Annotated in this window: 14 protein-coding genes, 1 tRNA gene and 1 riboswitch; of the genes, 5 read left to right on the top strand and 10 right to left on the bottom strand. The window is 66.7% G+C overall.

Going from position 1 to position 16,266, the window contains the following annotated elements; translation table 11 throughout:
* Positions 1 to 188: 188 nt before the first annotated feature.
* Both lepA and K3551_RS07220 read right to left on the bottom strand, forming a co-directional pair.
* On the bottom strand, positions 189 to 2,003 hold the full coding sequence (lepA, locus tag K3551_RS07225) for a translation elongation factor 4 (RefSeq protein WP_259918810.1): 1,815 nt from the start codon (positions 2,001 to 2,003) through the stop codon (positions 189 to 191).
* Between the two features lie 240 nt (positions 2,004 to 2,243).
* Positions 2,244 to 2,319, bottom strand: a tRNA-Ala gene (locus tag K3551_RS07220).
* Between the two features lie 185 nt (positions 2,320 to 2,504).
* On the opposite strand from K3551_RS07220, the gene K3551_RS07215 reads away from it, so the two are divergent.
* A complete protein-coding gene (locus K3551_RS07215) occupies positions 2,505 to 3,743 on the top strand; it encodes a DUF2254 domain-containing protein (RefSeq protein WP_259918807.1) in 1,239 nt (412 codons plus the stop codon).
* A gap of 142 nt (positions 3,744 to 3,885) precedes the next feature.
* Here the strand turns inward: K3551_RS07215 and gcvP are convergent, their stop codons facing one another.
* From gcvP to gcvT, 4 genes are all read right to left on the bottom strand, one after another.
* A complete protein-coding gene (gcvP, locus tag K3551_RS07210) occupies positions 3,886 to 6,714 on the bottom strand; it encodes an aminomethyl-transferring glycine dehydrogenase (protein ID WP_259918805.1) in 2,829 nt (942 codons plus the stop codon).
* 108 nt (positions 6,715 to 6,822) lie between these two features.
* Positions 6,823 to 7,113: a hypothetical protein gene (locus K3551_RS07205; protein WP_259918803.1), complete on the bottom strand. Its 291-nt coding sequence runs from the start codon at positions 7,111 to 7,113 to the stop codon at positions 6,823 to 6,825.
* Positions 7,114 to 7,140: 27 nt separating this feature from the next.
* Positions 7,141 to 7,497: a glycine cleavage system protein GcvH gene (gcvH, locus tag K3551_RS07200; protein WP_259918802.1), complete on the bottom strand. Its 357-nt coding sequence runs from the start codon at positions 7,495 to 7,497 to the stop codon at positions 7,141 to 7,143.
* Positions 7,498 to 7,525: 28 nt separating this feature from the next.
* Complete coding sequence (gcvT, locus tag K3551_RS07195; RefSeq protein WP_259918801.1) at positions 7,526 to 8,638, bottom strand: glycine cleavage system aminomethyltransferase GcvT; 1,113 nt, start codon at positions 8,636 to 8,638, stop codon at positions 7,526 to 7,528.
* 108 nt (positions 8,639 to 8,746) lie between these two features.
* Positions 8,747 to 8,836: riboswitch (glycine riboswitch) on the bottom strand.
* 51 nt (positions 8,837 to 8,887) lie between these two features.
* On the opposite strand from gcvT, the gene K3551_RS07190 reads away from it, so the two are divergent.
* The gene (locus tag K3551_RS07190; RefSeq protein WP_259918800.1) at positions 8,888 to 9,400 is read left to right on the top strand and encodes a gamma-glutamylcyclotransferase family protein; all 513 of its coding nucleotides are present in this window, start codon (positions 8,888 to 8,890) and stop codon (positions 9,398 to 9,400) included.
* A gap of 96 nt (positions 9,401 to 9,496) precedes the next feature.
* Here K3551_RS07190 and K3551_RS07185 read toward each other — a convergent pair whose 3' ends face one another.
* Positions 9,497 to 11,524, bottom strand: coding sequence for a protein-disulfide reductase DsbD (locus K3551_RS07185; RefSeq protein ID WP_259918799.1), 2,028 nt, complete (start codon positions 11,522 to 11,524; stop codon positions 9,497 to 9,499).
* A 140-nt stretch (positions 11,525 to 11,664) separates the two neighbouring features.
* Here K3551_RS07185 and K3551_RS07180 point away from each other — a divergent pair, with 140 nt between their 5' ends.
* Positions 11,665 to 12,396: a DsbA family protein gene (locus K3551_RS07180; protein ID WP_259918798.1), complete on the top strand. Its 732-nt coding sequence runs from the start codon at positions 11,665 to 11,667 to the stop codon at positions 12,394 to 12,396.
* Here K3551_RS07180 and K3551_RS07175 read toward each other — a convergent pair.
* The 3 genes from K3551_RS07175 to metF form a co-directional block, all read right to left on the bottom strand.
* Positions 12,393 to 12,794 (bottom strand): ACT domain-containing protein, encoded by a 402-nt coding sequence (locus K3551_RS07175; RefSeq protein WP_259918796.1) that lies wholly within the window; start codon positions 12,792 to 12,794, stop codon positions 12,393 to 12,395. The two genes, K3551_RS07180 and K3551_RS07175, sit on opposite strands and share 4 nt — an antisense overlap.
* Complete coding sequence (locus K3551_RS07170) at positions 12,791 to 13,147, bottom strand: PaaI family thioesterase (protein WP_259919515.1); 357 nt, start codon at positions 13,145 to 13,147, stop codon at positions 12,791 to 12,793. The genes K3551_RS07175 and K3551_RS07170 overlap by 4 nt, the downstream gene beginning before the upstream one ends.
* A gap of 221 nt (positions 13,148 to 13,368) precedes the next feature.
* Entirely contained in the window at positions 13,369 to 14,232 is an 864-nt protein-coding gene (metF, locus tag K3551_RS07165; protein WP_259918794.1) for a methylenetetrahydrofolate reductase [NAD(P)H], read from the bottom strand.
* Positions 14,233 to 14,351: 119 nt separating this feature from the next.
* On the opposite strand from metF, the gene K3551_RS07160 reads away from it, so the two are divergent.
* Positions 14,352 to 15,263: a LysR family transcriptional regulator gene (locus tag K3551_RS07160; RefSeq protein WP_259919514.1), complete on the top strand. Its 912-nt coding sequence runs from the start codon at positions 14,352 to 14,354 to the stop codon at positions 15,261 to 15,263.
* 149 nt (positions 15,264 to 15,412) lie between these two features.
* On the top strand, positions 15,413 to 16,210 hold the full coding sequence (locus K3551_RS07155) for an inositol monophosphatase family protein (RefSeq protein ID WP_259918793.1): 798 nt from the start codon (positions 15,413 to 15,415) through the stop codon (positions 16,208 to 16,210).
* Positions 16,211 to 16,266 lie beyond the last annotated feature (56 nt).

Genomic DNA, 16,266 nt, shown 5'->3' with positions numbered 1-16,266 from the left:
GCATATCCGCACAGATTCTCTGTGGTCAGCCTCGTGCAACACGTCATCGATGCATTGAGCCACATAGATCTTGAATGCACCTTGCGGAAATTGAATTCGCGGCAGGCGTTCCGGTCACAGCCAAATGACCCCCTCAATCCCTAAGAGGCGACATTTTCCGGCCCTGGCATCCGCGAACGTCTGGGCCGTCACCCATCCATTTTCAGTGCATTGATGAACGCCGACTGCGGGATTTCCACCTTGCCGAATTGGCGCATCTTTTTCTTGCCGGCCTTCTGTTTCTCCAGCAGCTTTTTCTTCCGCGTCGCATCGCCGCCGTAGCATTTGGCGGTCACGTCCTTGCGAAGCGCGGCGAGGGTTTCGCGTGCGATGACCTTGCCGCCGATGGCGGCCTGGATCGGGATCTTGAACATGTGGCGGGGGATCAGTTCCTTGAGCTTTTCGACCATGGCGCGGCCGCGCATTTCGGCGCGGTCGCGGTGGACCATGATCGACAGGGCGTCCACAGGCTCGTCGTTGACGAGGATGGACATCTTGACCAGGTTGTCCTCCCGGTAGCCGATCATCTGGTAGTCGAAGCTGGCGTAGCCCTTAGTCACCGATTTCAGCCTATCGTAGAAATCGAAGACGACTTCGTTCAGCGGCAGATCATAGACCACCATGGCGCGGGGGCCGGCGTAGGTCAGGTCCAGCTGGATGCCACGGCGATCTTGGCAGAGTTTCAGCACGTCACCCAGATAGTCGTCGGGCACCAGGATCGTGGCCTTGATCCGCGGCTCTTCCAGGTGATCCACGTGGGTCAGGTCGGGCATGTCGGCGGGGTTGTGCAACTCGCGCATCTCGCCTTCTTCGCCTTCCTTGGCGCGCATGTGGATGTGATAGACGACCGAGGGCGCGGTGGTGATCAGGTCGATGTCGTATTCCCGCTCGATCCGGTCACGGATGACCTCCAGGTGCAGCAGGCCGAGGAATCCGCAGCGGAAGCCGAAGCCGAGCGCGGCAGAGGATTCCACCTCGTAGGAAAAGGACGCGTCATTGAGGGCCAGTTTCTCGATGGCGTCGCGCAGGTCCTCAAACTCGGCGGAATCGACCGGAAACAGGCCGCAGAACACGACCGGCTGAGAGGGTTTGAAGCCCGGCAACGCCTTGTCGGTGCCCTTTTTTTCGTGGGTGATCGTGTCGCCCACGCGGGTGTCGCGGACCTGTTTGATCGACGCGGTGAGAAAGCCGATTTCGCCGGGGCCGAGAACGTCGATCTCGGTCATAGGGGGGCGGAAGACGCCGATGCGGTCGACATGGTGGATCGTGTCGTTGGACATGAAACGGACGCGGTCGCCCTTTTTCAATTTGCCGTCGATGATCCGCACCAGGACGATGACGCCAAGATAGCTGTCATACCAGCTATCCACCAGCATCGCCTTGAGCGGCGCATCGGGGTCGCCCTTGGGGGCGGGCAGTTTGTCCACCACGGCCTGCAGGGTTTCCTTGATGCCCTGCCCGGTCTTGGCGGACACCAGCAGCGCCTCGGAGGCGTCGATGCCGATGACGTCCTCGATCTGTTCGCGCACACGGTCGGGTTCGGACGCGGGCAGGTCGATCTTGTTGAGGACGGGCACGATTTCGTGGTCGGCGTCGATGGCCTGATAGACGTTGGCCAGGGTCTGTGCCTCGACGCCCTGGGTGCTGTCGACCACCAGCAGGGAGCCTTCGACGGCGCGCATGGAGCGGCTGACCTCATAGGCGAAATCGACGTGACCGGGGGTGTCGATCAGGTTGAGAACGTAGGTCTCGCCGTCGGCGGCGGTGAAATCGATGCGGACCGTGTTGGCCTTGATGGTGATGCCCCGCTCGCGTTCGATATCCATCGCGTCGAGCAGCTGTTCCTTCATGTCGCGCAGGGCAACCGTGTTGGTTTCCTGGATCAGGCGATCGGCCAGGGTGGATTTACCGTGGTCGATGTGTGCGACGATGGAAAAGTTACGGATACGGCTGAGGTCGGTCATGGGGGCGCGGCCTTCGGGAACAGGGGTTCACAGGCAGATATACCGGGTGTCGGGGGACGGAAAGGGGGGCGTTGTCGCAGACCGGATCCGCAGGCTTGCACCTGCCCCGTGGCGCGGGCATGCGCCATCGCGGAACGCGTCCGTGCCGCGCGATTTTGGTGCCGCAAAGCGACAAGGGGACGGCGGCTTTTCGTGGGGCCCGTGCCTTGGCGCGAGTCGCCTTGATTGAGGGGGGGACGTTGGTGGAGCCGAGGGGAATCGAACCCCTGACCTCGTCATTGCGAACGACGCGCTCTACCAACTGAGCTACGACCCCAACGGCGGCTCGTATGGCGCTGGGCAGAGGCCGCGTCAAGATGGGTTGCGGGATTTGCAGACCATCGGCGCGCCGTGCGACATTGGGGGGCCGCACTCGATATCGGCTGGGCGAAATCGCCCGGCTTTTCCGGGCCGCGCGGGTGCCGCGCTCTATCTTGCGCGAAAGACAGAGGGAGTGCGGGCATGTTCCTGTCGATCGAATTCTGGAAACTGCGAGAGTTGGCGCGGCGGATCTGGGTGCGCATCGCGCTGATTTCCGGGCTGGCCCTGATTGCAGTGGCAGCGACGCCGGTGCTGGGCTGGCTGTTGCCTGAGGGCATGAAGGACCGCATCACCGAAGAGGCGCTGCGCGACCTGCTGTCGGTGCTCAGCGGATCGATGCTGGCGGTTGCGACCTTTTCCCTGTCGGTCATGGTATCGGCCCATCATTTCGCCGCCTCGCAGGTCACGCCCCGATCGCATCGCCTGCTGCGGCAGGACGGGCGGACGCAATCGGTCCTGGCGACCTTTATCGGGGCCTTCGTCTACGCCATCGTGGCCATCGTTCTGGTCAACGCCGGACTGTTCGGGGGGCGCGACTTTGCAGCCGTCTACGGGGTCACCATTGTCGTGCTGGCCCTGGTTATCGTGGCCTTGGTGCGTTGGGTCCGCCAGATTTCCAGCCTGGGATCGATCGAAGCCACGACCGAGCGGGTCGAGAGCGCGGCCCGCGCCGCGATGGAGGACCGGATGGAAGCCCCCTTTCTGGGTGGCTGCGCCCTGCCCGAGGACGGTCCACCCGCGGGCACGATCCCGGTCGTCGCACAGGCGCATGGCTGGGTCCGGCATATCGACCTGGAACGGCTGTCTGACCTGGCAAAGACGTCAGAGGCGCGGCTTTACCTGGCAAAGGTGCCCGGCGACCGCGTAGCCCCGGACGATGTGCTGATCCACGTCGAGACCGAGCGGATGTCGGTCGAGGCGCAGACCGAGATGAACGCGGCCATCGTGATCGGTCCGTTGCGCGATTTCATGCAGGATCCCGGCTTTGGCATCGAGGTTCTGTCGGAAATCGGCCAGCGTGCGCTGTCGCCCGGAATGAACGATCCGCGTACGGCGACGCATGTGGTCTGGTTGCAACTGGGCCTTCTGACGCTTTGGCAGGCGCGGGACACGTGCAAGCCGCAGTTCCCCCGGCTGTTCGTTCCGCCCTTGCGGGCGCAGGCCCTGGTGGAAGGGGCGTTTGACTACATCGCCCGCGACGGGGCGGCGCTGGTCGAGGTGCAGGTCGCGGTTCAGAGCGCGCTTGCCCATCTGGCCCGCCACCCGGATGCAGAGATGGCGCAGGCCGCGCGGATCGTTTCGGCCCGCGCGCTGGAACGGATGGATCTGCCGCTTTCTGCCGATGCGGCGGTTGTGCGCACGGCGGCTGCGGGTCGCTAGACGCAAGGCACGATCCGGGCGGCGTGAACCCCGCCCTACGGGGGGAGGGCAAGTCCGATCCCTGCCCCAACCGGCAAAGTGCCGGCGACCATATTCGCACCCAGGGGGCGGCCCAAAGACCGCCCCCTGGCAAGACGGCGGATCACTCGGCCGCGTCGAGGTACTCTTCCAGCGGGGGGCAGGTGCAGATCAGGTTGCGGTCGCCCGCCACGTTGTCGACCCGGTTCACCGGCGGCCAGTACTTGTCCACGCGGAACGCCCCCGGAGGGAAGCATCCCTCTTCGCGCGAATAGGGGCGGTCCCAGTCGCGGACCAGATCCTCCATCGTGTGTGGCGCGTTCTTGAGCGGGTTGTTGGCGGCGTCGATCCGCCCCTCTTCGATGGCGCGCACCTCTTCCCGGATCGCCAGCATGGCGTCGATGAACCGGTCGAGTTCGGGCTTCGGCTCGCTTTCGGTGGGTTCGACCATCAGCGTTCCGGCCACCGGCCAGGACATGGTCGGCGCGTGGAAGCCATTGTCCATCAGTCGCTTGGCGACATCATCCACGGTGACCCCGGCGCTGTCGGCAAAGGGCCGCGTGTCGAGAATGCATTCATGCGCGATCCGCCCGCGCCGTCCGCCATAGAGCACGTCGTAGCTGCCCTTGAGCCGGGCCGCGATGTAGTTCGCCGACAAGATCGCGACCTTTGTGGCCTGGGTCAGGCCCGCACCGCCCATCATCATCACATAGGCATAGCTGATCGGCAGGATCGAAGCGCTGCCGTAGGGCGCCGCCGACACCGGGCCTTCGGTCCCCAGATCGGGATGACCGGGCAGATGCGGGGCCAGATGCGCCTTGACGCCGATCGGTCCCATGCCGGGACCGCCTCCGCCGTGAGGAATGCAGAACGTCTTGTGCAGGTTCAGGTGGCTGACGTCGGCCCCGATTTCGCCGGGCTTCGACAGGCCCACCATCGCGTTCAGGTTCGCCCCGTCCAGATAGACCTGGCCACCGTAGCTGTGGGTGATCTCGCAGACGTCGCGCACCGTGTCCTCGAACACGCCGTGGGTCGAGGGATAGGTGATCATGCAGGCCGCCAGATCGTCGCCCGCCGCCTCGGCCTTGGCACGGAAGTCATCCAGGTCGATGTCGCCGTTTTCGGCGGCCTTCACCACCACCACCTTCATCCCCGCCATCTGGGCGGAGGCCGGGTTGGTTCCATGGGCAGAGGTCGGGATCAGGCAGATGCGGCGGTCATGGCCGTTGGCCCGGTGATAGGCCGCGATGGTCAAAAGACCCGCGTATTCCCCCTGCGCGCCCGAATTGGGCTGCATCGACATGGCGTCATAGCCGGTGATGACGCAAAGCCGGGCGGCCAGCTCGTCGATCATCTCCTTGTAGCCCAGCGCGTCTTCGGCGGGGGCAAAGGGGTGGATCTTGCCGAACTCGGGGAAGGTGACCGGCATCATCTCGACGGCGGCATTCAACTTCATCGTGCAGGAGCCGAGCGGGATCATCGCCCGGTCCAGCGCCAGGTCGCGGTCGGCAAGACGGCGCATGTAGCGCATCATCTCGGCCTCGGCCCGGTTCATGTGAAAGATCGGATGCGTCAGGTAGTCGGTCTGACGCTGCAAGCCTTCGGGGATGTCGGTGCGGGTCGCGGCGACCTGCCCCTCGACGCCAAATGCGCGCAACAGACGGGTCAGCGTTTCGGCGTCCGTCAGCTCGTCGCAGGCGATGCCGATCCGGTCGGTGCCGACGCGACGCAGGGTGATCCCCTCGGCGCGGGCAGACCGCCAGATGACGCCCTGAAGCGGTCCGGTCTGAACGGTCATGGTATCGAAGACCGTTGCCTGGTCGACCGTGAAGCCCGCGCCCGACAGCGCATCGCGCAGGGCGACGGCATGGGCGTGGACGTGGGTGGCGATGTGGTGCAGGCCCTTGGGCCCGTGGAACACGGCGTAGAAGCTGGCCATGACGGCCAGCAGCGCCTGCGCGGTGCAGACATTCGACGTCGCCTTTTCACGGCGGATATGCTGTTCGCGGGTCTGCAGCGACAGGCGGTAGGCCTTGTTGCCGTGACTGTCGACCGACACGCCGACAAGGCGGCCGGGCATATGCCGCTTCATCGCGTCGGTGCAGGCGAAGAAGGCCGCGTGCGGGCCGCCGTAGCCCAGCGGCACGCCGAACCGCTGCGCCGAGCCGACGGCAATGTCGGCCCCCATCGCGCCGGGTTCCTTGAGCAGGCACAGCGCCAACAGATCCGTGGCCACGGCGGCGACGCCCTTGGCCGCGTGCAATGCCTCGATCTGGGCGGAGAAGTCGCGCAGGTGGCCATGGGTGCCGGGATACTGGAAGATCGCGCCAAACACGGCCTCGGCCTCCAGCGTGTCGGGATCGCCCACGATCAGCTCGATGCCCAGCGGCTCCGCCCGTGTGCGCATGACGGCAATGTTCTGGGGATGGCAGTTCTCGTCGACAAAGAAGGCCATGGCCTTCGACTTGGAAACGCGTTGCGCCATGACCATCGCCTCGGCGCAGGCCGTCGCCTCATCCAGTAAAGAGGCGTTCGCGATGGGCAGACCGGTCAGATCGGAAATCATCGTCTGGAAGTTCAAGAGCGCCTCTAGCCGGCCCTGCGCGATTTCGGGCTGATAGGGGGTGTAGGCGGTGTACCAGGCCGGGTTTTCCAGGATGTTGCGCTGAATGGCAGGCGGCGTGACCGTGTCATGGTAACCCTGCCCGATCATGGAAACGGTCACGCGGTTGCGGTTGGCCAGTTCGCGCATCCGCGCCAGAATTGCGTGTTCCGTCATCTGCGGCCAGGGCAGCGGGTCCGCCTGGCGGATCGAGGCGGGCACCGTCTCGTCGATGAGCACGTCGAGCGACGGCGTGCCGATGGCGGCCAGCATCTCGTCCATCTCGGCGGGCGAGGGGCCGATGTGGCGACGGTTGGCGAAATCATAGGTGTCGTAATCGGTCAGCGGCATGCTCGGGTCCTTGCGATGTGCGCGGTCGCGCGTGTCAGGCGGGGCAGGTGAATGGGCGGCGGGACGGCGGGACCCGCCCTGAGAAAGCGCCGGGAGGCGGGGCGGGTTTCAGGCGACCCCGCCCGCCAGAGGTGGCGGCAGAGACAAGGGACCGTGCGAAACGATCCGGCAGAGATCCCGCGGTCCGGTCACGGGGGCGCAGCAGGCCACGCCCCCCGTCACGCAACCGTTCGGGGCCGGGACCGACGCGGCAGGCACGGCGGCCAGCGCCCCCTGCCCCGCGACGATCGCGGTGATGCCCGCACCGATCACCGCCTTCTGTCTGCACCCGGCCACAGGACTGGCCAATGCCTGCGCGGGCACGGCGCAAGACAGCTTCGGGATGACAGAGAAGGCCATGATGCGGGCTCCGACGATCTGGGGTCGCTAGTCGATGAACTCCTTGTAGGCGTCTTCATCCATCAGGCCGTCCATCTCTTCGGGGGTGGTCGTGGTCATCTTGAAAAACCACGCCGCCTCGGCGTCTTCGTTGACCAGGCCGGGGGTGTCGGCCAGCGCCTCGTTGATTTCCACGATCTCGCCGTCCAGCGGCGCGGTTATGTCTGATGCGGCCTTGACGGACTCGATCACGACAATCTCTTCGCCCTTGGTGACGGTGGCCCCGACCTCGGGCAGTTCCACAAAGACCACGTCGCCCAGCTGCGTGGCGGCATGTTCGGTGATGCCGACGGTGATGACGCCTTCGTTGTCGTCCAGCCACTCGTGCTCTTCGGTGTATTTCATCGGGTTTCTCCTGTTGTGCGGCTTTGGCTTAGCGCTTGTAGCGGGGCGTGTGGAAGGGCAGATCGGTGACCGTCACCGGCAGGCGGCGGCCCCGGACATCACCGTAGAGCGTCGTGCCCGCCTGGCAATCCGCCGGGACATAACCCATGGCGACGGGCGACCCGACCGAGGGGCCGAACCCGCCCGAGGTGACCTCACCCACGGGATCCGTCGCCGTCTCGCTGGCAAAAAGCGTCACGCCGTGGCGCATCGGCGCGCGCCCCTGCGGCAGCAGGCCGCTGCGACGGCGCGCCGGACCCTGGTCAAGCTGCGGCAGGATCACCTCCGCGCCCGGAAATCCGCCTGCCCGGTCGCCGCCGGTGCGGCGAATCTTCTGGATGGCCCAGGCCAGATCCGCCTCTACCGGGGTGATCTCTGCCGTCAGGTCCTGACCATAAAGCGGCATCCCCGCCTCCAGCCGCAGCGAATCGCGCGCCCCAAGGCCGATGGGCAGCACATCATCCTGGGCCAGCAGGGCGCGGGCAAAGGCCTCGGCATGATCGGCCGGGACGCTGATCTCGTAGCCGTCTTCGCCGGTATAGCCCGACCGGCTGATCCACAGTTCTGCGCCGGACCACGACAGGGTGCGCACATCCATGAACCGCATCTGGGCTACACCGGGCACCAGCGACTCCAGCACCGCCTCTGCCGACGGGCCCTGCAGGGCCAGCAAGGCGCGATCATCCAGCAGGGTCACCTCATGATCCGGCAGACCCGCCGTCAGAATGTCCATGTCGGCCCGCTTCATCGCGCCGTTGACGACGACGAACAGGTGATCCCCCCGGTTGGCAAACATCAGGTCATCGGCCACGCCCCCGCCCGGCAGGGTCAGCAAGCCATAGCGTTGCCGCCCCTCGGCCAAGCCCTGCACGTTCATCGGAATCACCTGCTCCAACGCCGCGGCCGCCCCCGATCCCCGGATCACGACCTGTCCCATGTGCGAAACGTCGAACAGACCGGCCTTGTCGCGGGTGTGCAGATGTTCGGCCATGACGCCTGCGGGATATTGCACCGGCATGGCATAGCCCGCAAAGGGCACCATCTTGCCGCCCAGTTCGGCGTGCAGAGCGGCCAGCGGCAATTGCATCAGATCATCGGTCATCGGCACCTCCTGAGGCGGGCTTCGCCCGCGAAAGTGCCCCCTCTGTCCCTTCGCCTGAGATCGCTATCCCTTCGGCGGACGCCTGTTCGCGCCTCTCTCCAGAGTTCGATGCACGACAGGTCCGTTCGCCTGAGAGTTTACCGGGGCGGTTGCTCCTTCGGCCCTGACGCAGGGGTCAGAGTCTCCCGTGCCGTGCAGGTTTCCGATACGAAACTTGACCGCCCAGGCGCAAGAGGGAAAGACAGGCGCATGGATGAATTCTTTGGATACGGGTCGCTGGTGAACCTGGGCACCCATGACTACCCCTCGGCGCGGCGCGTGACGGTCGAAGGCTGGGGCCGCATTTGGCGACACACGGCGCTTGCCGACCACGCGATTCTGACGGCGGTGCCGCGCGACGGGGCCCGGATCGACGGGATCGTCGCGCAGGTGCCGGGCCGCGACTGGGCCGCGCTCGATGCCCGCGAAGGGGCCTATCTGCGCGCCGCCCTGCCCGATGGCACCGCAATCTATCACATCCCCGAGAACCTGCACCCGGTGGCGGACACCGCGCAGCCGATCCTGCTCAGCTATCTGGATGTGGTCGTCCGGGGCTATCTGCAACAGTTCGGAGAGGCCGGCGTGCACCGGTTCTTTGCCACGACCGACGGCTGGCAGGCCCCGGTCCGGGACGACCGCGCCGCGCCCCTCTATCCACGCGCGCAGCAGCTGTCGCAGGCGGAACGGGCGCTGGTTGACGCGGCGCTGGCGGCGCACCGATAATTCCCGCCCCGCCAGGCGCACCGGCGCGGCCCCTGCGGGCCATTGGGTTTCTTCTCGGCGAAAATACTCAACCCGACACCTGCCCGCAGGCAGCCCTCAGCGAGACGCGCTCTGCGTGCTGCCAGCCTTGGACATCGCCTCCAACACAGCCGAAGCCGTCAGGATTTCAGGGAGGGCGATGCCCTCGGGCGCGCCGGGGCCATAGACCGCGTTGAACGGAATGCCGAAGCGGCCGTTGTCGCGCAGGTAGGTCGCGATGACGTCGTCCGGGCGGGTCCAGTCGGCGCGCAAGGCCGTGACCCCCGCATCCGCAAGCGCGGCCGCGACCGTGTCGTCGTCCAGGATCAGCCGCTTGTTGACCTTGCAGGTCAGGCACCAGTCGGCGGTGACATCCACAAAAACCACCTGCCCTGCCGCGACCTCTGATCCGATCCGGTCGCGGGCGAAGGGTTGCCAGGGGCCCGAGGCCTGCACCGCCACCGGAGCCGCAACCGGCACCGCCAGCGCGACCCCCGTCACCGCCACCAATCCGGCCAGCGCGACCGGCAGGGCGCGACGCCCCAGCCAGAGCCCGCCCAGCATCGCCGCCGCCGCCACCGTCACGCCCAGCGCCAGCGGCCAGCCCGCTGCCCCCGCCAGGACCGTCACCAACCAGACCGCCGCCAACAAAAGCAATCCGCCCAACACGGCCTTGATCGTCGCCATCCAGCGACCCGGACGCGGCAGACGGGCGATCAGCCCGGGCCGCGCCGCCACCAAGAGAAACGGCGAGGCCAGGCCCAGGCCCATCGCCAGAAGTACCGCCAGCGTCGTCCCGGCGCCCGAGGTCAGCGCGTAGGTCACCGCCGTGCCGAGAAACGGCGCGGAACAGGGCGTGGCCATGACCGCTGCAAAGGCACCGGTGGCAAAATCACCGGACCAGCCCGCGCGGCCCTCGGTCCGGGCCATGCCGGTCAGGGCCTGGCTCGACAAACCGATCTCGAACAGGCCCAGCATGTTGGCCGCGAACAGCACCATCAACCCGATCATCAGGGCCAGGAATACCGGACTTTGAAACTGAACGCCCCAGCCGACGGCCACGCCGGCCGTGCGCAGCGCGATCACCCCGCCCGCCAGCACCGCAAAGAAAGCCAGGACCCCCGCCGCAGAGGCCAGAAACCCCGCGCGCACCCGGGCCGGGCTGCGATCGCGGGCCTGCAGCGCCGAGGCCAGCTTGATCGACAGAACCGGCAGGACACAGGGCATCACGTTCAGGATCAGCCCCCCCAGAAACGCCAGGGCCAGCATCCACCAAAGACCGGTTGCCGCCCCCGGCGGCGACGGCGGCGTCGCGTCGAGGTCCGCGGTCAGGGTCGCCGCCCGTGCACCGTCCACCAGCGTCAGATCCAACGTGCCTTCGCCCGGCGACAGCACCGGCAGGCGTGCCCACAGCGTGCGGCCGCCGTCCGCCAGGCGCAGGTCGGGGGCACCAAAGGCGGCATAATCACCCTGTTCGGGGAAAATGTCGGGTGTGGTCAGGGGCGGGTCGGCGGCAAAGGCCACGGTCAGCGCCTCGTCACCCAGATGCGCGCCGGTCAGCGTCAGGCCCGCCTCGGCGGCATCACCGGGAACGCGGGCCACCCAATCCGACAGCATCGCGGCGGCGTCCAAGTCGACGCCCGCGCCGGGGGCCAGATCAAGGGACAGGTTGACCGTCTCGGGGATGCATACCTCGGCACAGACCAACAGATCGGCGCGCAGGGCCAGGCGCGCGGCCTCACCGGCCTCTGCCAGGGTGACGGTCAAGGGAAAGACGACCTCTCCGGCGTAGCCGAAGTTTTCGATCTCGAAGGCGGTGAACCGGGTGGGGGCCGGAAAGGCCAGGCCCACATGGGCGACGTTCTCGCTATCGTCCCAGGTGATTTCGGGCGGCAGGCCCACCTCTCCGGGGGAGCGCCAGTAGGTTTTCCACCCCGGCGCCATCTGCAACTGCAACCCAGCCGCCAGCGTGGCGGAGCCGGGGCCCACCCCCTGTTCGACCGTGATCAATCGGGCGGTGACGGTGCGCGTCTCGACCGGATCGGACGAGGCGGCGAAAACCGGAGCGGCCAGCAGGCCGAGGCAGAAAAGCAGGGCGCGGAACATGCCCCGACTTATGCCGCAGACAGCAGCGGGCGAAAGGCCTGCCGCGCCTGTTGACGCAAGTGTGACCAGCGCGGCGCCTTGCGCCCGCCCCCGGACGCGGGCCATGTATCACGCAACCGTGACCCAGCAGGATCCTCGCCATGCCCCGCCCCGTGACCCGGCTCGCCGCCACCGCCCTTGCGCTTTGCCTGCCGTTCGCGGCCACCGCGCAGGATTTCAGCGAAGAAGAGATCAAGCAGCTGGCCCTGCAGGCGATCCTGGAAAACCCTCAGATCGTGATGGAAGCCGTCGCCATCCTGCAAAGCCGCGAAGAGGAAGAGGCCGCAGCCGCCGCACGCTCTTCGCTGACCGAGGGGCGCGACCTGTTGGAGCGGGATCCGAATGCGCCGGTCCTGGGCAACCCCGATGGCGATGTCACCGTGGTCGAGTTCTTTGATTACAACTGCCCCTACTGCCGCCGCGCGGGCGAACAGGTGTCCGACCTGCTGGCGCGCGACGACAACGTGCGGGTCGTGTACCGCGAATGGCCGATCCTGGGGGACGGATCCGTATTTGCCGCGCGGGCCGCTCTGGCATCGCGGGCGCAGGGAAAATACGGCGCGTTCCACGAGGCGCTGATGGGCGCGCGCGGGCGCGTCGACGAACGGATCGTGCTGCAGATCGCCGCCAGCGTCGGCCTGGACCTGGACCAGTTGCAGACCGACATGGACGCGCCCGAGGTGCAGGCGCATATCGACACGACCTTCGAACTGGCCCGGTCGCTCGGGTTTTCGGGCACGCCCAGCTTTGTCGTGGGCGAACAACTTGCCCCCGGCCTGGTGGACGCCGATCAGCTGCTGGCCATGGTCGAGACGGTGCGCGAGGGCGGCTAGGCCCCGCCTTCGGCGGCCAGGTCGCGCAGGATTTCCATTGCTTCGGCGGCGCGGTCCGCGGGCACGAACAGATGATCGTGGTAAAAGCCCGAGACAGGATTGACGCCCATCCCGGCGGCAGCCAGCCGCGTCGTGATCCGCGCGAGGAACCCGACCGCGTCCAACGCGGAATGCACGTTCAGCGTGATCATCCGCGCGGGAAACACGCCGTCCAGCCCCGCCGCGCGGGCCTCCGCTTCGGTCAGGATCAGGGTCGTGCCCTCCGCCTCGTCGAGGCGCATGCGGGCGGGCAGCCGGGCCTTGGCCGGGTCGCGGGTGGTGGCAAAGACGTAGGTGTCCGGGGTCAGGACGGGCTGCATCGTGGCGAGCAGCCGGTCAAGGTTCTGCTCGCCGCTCATGTCGCGGGAACCGGGACCATGGTGCCCAGCGCGGTGGCCACATGGGCCCCGTCCGCGCCATGGACGTCGGCGGCGACGGCGATCAACCGGCGACCGGGCCGGACGACGCGGCCGGTGGCGATCAGCCGTCCTCGCGCCGGGGCCAGCAAGGAGATGCGGAACTCCGACGTCACCACCTCCCACTCTGACCCCAGGGTCGTGAGGGCGGCGTAACCGGCGGCCGAATCGGCAAGCGAAAAAGTCAACCCGGCATGACCGAAGCCCTGTTGCTGTCCGGTTGCGGGCGTTACCTCGGCGGCAATCCGGACCTGGCCCTGGGCGACCTCTTCGATGGTTGCGCCCAGCGTGTTCATCAGGCCCTGCCGGGCAAAGCTGTCGTAGATCCGTTGCACCCGCCCCTCCGCCCATCTGGTCACAGGTGGCGGCAGACGGCGCGCGGCGTCAAGTCGCGCGGCCTGTCTTGGGGGCAGGAATGGTGTGCCTTGGGGCGGCAAGGGCCCGACACTCTGACAGGGTTCGGGCCGTTGGTTGGCTCGGTCGTCGCGCCCCGGAGGTGATCGGGGCCCTGATCCTATCAGGCGACCTGGCTCAACCCTACCTGCGGCACGACGCCCAGGGCCGCACAGACGTCTCGGGTCAGTTCGGGCCGGTTCAGCGTGTAGAAGTGCAGATGCTCCACCCCCTCGCAGACCAGCGTATCGGCCAGCTCCGCCGCCTGCGCGATGGCAAGCAGATCGGCGCGGTCGTCGCGGACGGCACGGTCGAAGGCCTCGGCCAGTTCGGTGGGGATATGGGCCCCACAGGCCTTGGCGAACCTGGACGTCTTTTCCCAGTTCTCGATCGGCAGGAGACCCGGCACGATCGGCGCGTCGATACCAGCGGCGGCACAGCGGTCGCGGAACCGCAGAAAGCTGTCGGCGTCAAAGAAGAACTGAGAGATCGCCTCGGAGGCCCCGGCGTCGATCTTGCGCTTGAGCCAGGCAATGTCGGCATCCGCCGAGGCCGCCTCGGGGTGGGTATCGGGATAGCAGCCGACGCGGACCTTAAAACCCTCGCCCGCCAAGGCCTCGATCAACTCGACCGAATTGGCGAACCCGTCGGGGTGCGCGGTGAACCCGTCGGCGCCCTTGGGCGGGTCGCCCCGCAGCGCCACGATGTCCTCCACCCCGGCCTTGCGAAAGCCGCGCGCCACCTCCAGCGTTTCAGCCCGCGAGGCGTCGACGCAGGTCAGGTGACCGGCCACGCGCAGGTTGAATTCCTTGCCCAACGCCCCCACCGCCTCGCGCGTCAATTCCCGCGTGGTGCCGCCGGCACCGTAGGTGACGGACACCCATTCCGGGGCCAGGGGCGCCAGCGTGCTGACGCAATCCCAAAGCCGGAACGAAGCCTGGAGCGATTTCGGAGGGAAGAATTCGAAGCTGATCTTGGGGGCGGTCATGGGTCGGATCCTCGGCGGGCAAATCTGTTGCGCCCTTGTGCCCTGTTGCGCTTGTGTGAGACAGCCTCATAATCCTCATACACAACATGAGCCTTGCACAAAGAGGGTGTGCCATGCGCCTGAACATCGAATTTCGACACCTGCGCACGATCCGCGCGATTCAGGAATGTGGCGGGCTGGCGCGCGCCGCCGACCGGCTGAACATCACGCAGAGCGCGCTGTCCCATCAGGTCAAGAACCTGGAGGAACAGATCGGCGTGGAGCTGTTCGTGCGGCGGTCGAAACCCATGACCCTGTCGCCCGCCGGTCAACGGCTGCTGCGGCTGGCCGATCAGGTCCTGCCCCAGATCGAGGCGGTCGAGCAGGAATTCGCAGGGCTGAAGTCGGGCAAGACCGGGCGGCTGCATATCGCGATCGAATGCCACGCCTGTTTCGAATGGCTGTTCCCGGTGCTGGAACAGTTCCGCCGCGCCTGGCCCGACGTGGACGTGGACATCCGTCCAGGATTGCAGTTTCAGGCCCTGCCCGCGCTTCAGAAGGAAGAGGTGGACCTCGTGGTGTCGTCGGACCCCGAGGACCTGCCCGGCGTCGAATTCGCGCCGCTCTTTGACTATGAGCCGGTTTTCCTGGCGTCGTCGGCGCATCCGCTGGCGCAGAAGGACTATGTCGAAGCAGCGGATTTCGCGGGCGAGACCCTGATCACCTACCCGGTGGATCGCCCCCGTCTGGACGTCTTCTCGCAGCTTCTGATGCCCGCAGGGGTGGAGCCCGCAAGCGTCCGGCAGGTAGAGCTGACGGCGGTGATCCTGCTGCTGGTGGCGTCGAACCGGGGCGTTTCGGTCCTGCCGGACTGGGTGGTGCGCGAGGTGCGCTACAATTCCGACTACGTCACACGACCGCTGACGGCGCAGGGGGTCACGCGCAGGTTGTATGCTGCCGTGCGTCAGGCAGATGCGGCAAAGCCCTTTATGGCCCATGTGCTGCGCCTGATGCGGACGGAACCGTTGAAGCTGCAACGCGCGCCGGCCTGAGGCGGGATCAAATCCTTGGAAGGATTTGATCAGATTTTTCGAAAAATCTGGTCCCTGCCCGCCGCGCACGTCCCGTTCTGCCGTTTCCGCTTCACCCCTGCCGCAACACGCGTTACACGCGCGCCCTGACCGAACCCGGAGCGCGACAGATGCAAGGCAGTGCCAATCTCAACGTCATGATCAAGGCCGCCCGCAAGGCGGGCCGCTCCCTCATCAAGGATTTCGCGGAGGTCGAGAACCTTCAGGTCGGCACCAAGGGGCCGGGCGACTTCGTCAGCCGCGCGGACCATGCCGCCGAAGAAATCATCCGCGAGGAACTGATGGGTGCGCGCCCGACCTATGGTTGGTTGGGCGAAGAATCGGATGAAGTCGCAGGCAAGGACCCGACCCGGCGCTGGATCGTCGATCCGCTGGACGGGACCACGAACTTCCTGCACGGAATGCCCCATTGGGCCGTTTCCATCGCGTTGGAACACAAGGGCGAAGTCACCTCTGCCGTGATCTACGACCCCGTCAAGGACGAGCTGTTCTACGCCGAGAAAGGTGCAGGGGCCTGGCTGGACGGCAAGGTGCGGTTGCGGGTGTCTGGCCGGACCTCGCTGATCGAGACGGTCTATGCGACCGGCCTGCCCTGGGCTGGCAACAAGTATCTGCCCGCCGCGTTGAAGGATCTGGGTCGCTTGCTGCCGGTCTGCGCGGGCGTGCGCCGCTGGGGCGCGGCCTCGCTGGATCTCGCCTATGTCGCGGCCGGGCGTTACGACGGCTATTGGGAACGCGGCGTGAAGCCTTGGGACATCGCCGCCGGCATCCTTTTGGTGCGCGAAGCCGGTGGTTTGGTCGAACCCATCCGCCCCGAAACGCAGACCCTGATGGAAAACGGTCAGCTGATCTCCGGCTCTGCCGCAATCTTCGAAAAGTTCGCAAAAATCGTCCGTAGTTCGGACTGAATTCGGCCCATTTCTGCCCCGATTCCCCGCCAGAACCGGGGCTGGAATGGATTTCA

Origin of the sequence: Jannaschia sp. M317 (assembly GCF_025141175.1) — a bacterium.
Classification (GTDB): Bacteria; Pseudomonadota; Alphaproteobacteria; order Rhodobacterales; family Rhodobacteraceae; genus Jannaschia.
This window is presented reverse-complemented; position numbering and strand designations above follow the sequence as displayed.

Excerpts from the sequence above, each read along its gene's own strand:
- lepA (WP_259918810.1), bottom strand. The coding sequence starts at position 2,003 with ATGACCGACCTCAGCCGTATCCGTAACTTTTCCATCGTCGCACACATC.
- K3551_RS07215 (WP_259918807.1), top strand. The coding sequence starts at position 2,505 with ATGTTCCTGTCGATCGAATTCTGGAAACTGCGAGAGTTGGCGCGGCGG.
- gcvP (WP_259918805.1), bottom strand. The coding sequence starts at position 6,714 with ATGCCGCTGACCGATTACGACACCTATGATTTCGCCAACCGTCGCCAC.
- K3551_RS07205 (WP_259918803.1), bottom strand. The coding sequence starts at position 7,113 with ATGGCCTTCTCTGTCATCCCGAAGCTGTCTTGCGCCGTGCCCGCGCAG.
- gcvH (WP_259918802.1), bottom strand. The coding sequence starts at position 7,497 with ATGAAATACACCGAAGAGCACGAGTGGCTGGACGACAACGAAGGCGTC.
- gcvT (WP_259918801.1), bottom strand. The coding sequence starts at position 8,638 with ATGACCGATGATCTGATGCAATTGCCGCTGGCCGCTCTGCACGCCGAA.
- K3551_RS07190 (WP_259918800.1), top strand. The coding sequence starts at position 8,888 with ATGGATGAATTCTTTGGATACGGGTCGCTGGTGAACCTGGGCACCCAT.
- K3551_RS07185 (WP_259918799.1), bottom strand. The coding sequence starts at position 11,524 with ATGTTCCGCGCCCTGCTTTTCTGCCTCGGCCTGCTGGCCGCTCCGGTT.
- K3551_RS07180 (WP_259918798.1), top strand. The coding sequence starts at position 11,665 with ATGCCCCGCCCCGTGACCCGGCTCGCCGCCACCGCCCTTGCGCTTTGC.
- K3551_RS07175 (WP_259918796.1), bottom strand. The coding sequence starts at position 12,794 with ATGAGCGGCGAGCAGAACCTTGACCGGCTGCTCGCCACGATGCAGCCC.
- K3551_RS07170 (WP_259919515.1), bottom strand. The coding sequence starts at position 13,147 with ATGAACACGCTGGGCGCAACCATCGAAGAGGTCGCCCAGGGCCAGGTC.
- metF (WP_259918794.1), bottom strand. The coding sequence starts at position 14,232 with ATGACCGCCCCCAAGATCAGCTTCGAATTCTTCCCTCCGAAATCGCTC.
- K3551_RS07155 (WP_259918793.1), top strand. The coding sequence starts at position 15,413 with ATGCAAGGCAGTGCCAATCTCAACGTCATGATCAAGGCCGCCCGCAAG.